Below are 877 nucleotides of genomic sequence, written 5' to 3' on the forward strand. Positions count from 1 at the left end.
CAACGTGTAAAAATAATTGCTTGGTTCTTGCCTACTCGGAAAATCCTGCGGATTTTCCTCTGGTTCGTTCCATTTTTAGTAAGTTAGTTGCTTTTACACGCAACTATCCTTACACAAACCGTTGGCAACCATATAGAAACAAATGAACCAAATTGATAAAATCGAAGAAAAACTTACAGAAGGAACTTACAGAAGATTTGTTTCTAGACTGATTGATTTCATAAAACGAAAATATAAGATTTTTCAATATGACATAGCAAATGAATTTAATGTTACACCATTTGATATTAGCAATTTAAAAAGTTATCGTAGAGACCGAAAAAATGATAATTTGTTAATGCAGATAATTGAAAAATATGAAGTGGATGTCAATGCAATTATATCTCAAGTAAATAACGCAACATTAGCAGAAAAAGAAGCTGAAGAAAAGAGAATTGCAAATAGTGAATTCAGATTGAAATTATATATCTACGATGAACTTAATGACAAAATTACATTTTATAAATTGAGTGTGAATACTTACAAAAGAGATGTAATAATAAATGATAAAACATCAAATGACCCTACAAATGGTAGGTTTTATAACCGAACTATTAATTTCAGTAATTCGTTTTCAGATTCGAATAGTATTATGCTGAACGGAAAATCAGTTGAAAAACTTATTAAAGAGAAAAAGATAATTTGGACTTTCAACAAAAAACTGGACAATTAGTTGAATGACTATGCCGCTAGTTCAAGGTTATACATATCGACACTATCCCGAGAAGTGTGTAAGTTATAAATCGAGGGTTTGGCTTGATTAAAGCCGGACCCTTTTTTCAAATATAGTCAAAAACTGGTTTAAAATAATGCCCCAGTTCCTAATGGGCATCGACCA

At 30.8% G+C, this 877-nt stretch carries 1 protein-coding gene; it reads left to right on the plus strand.

What is annotated here, in order from left to right; translation table 11 throughout:
• The first annotated feature begins 142 nt into the window (after positions 1 to 142).
• On the plus strand, positions 143 to 712 hold the full coding sequence (locus HC176_RS15525; protein WP_167919882.1) for a hypothetical protein: 570 nt from the start codon (positions 143 to 145) through the stop codon (positions 710 to 712).
• Positions 713 to 877 lie beyond the last annotated feature (165 nt).

The sequence above is a fragment of the Tamlana crocina genome (assembly GCF_012037625.1).

Coding starts and splice junctions, on each gene's coding strand:
- HC176_RS15525 (WP_167919882.1), top strand. CDS start 143: ATGAACCAAATTGATAAAATCGAAGAAAAACTTACAGAAGGAACTTAC.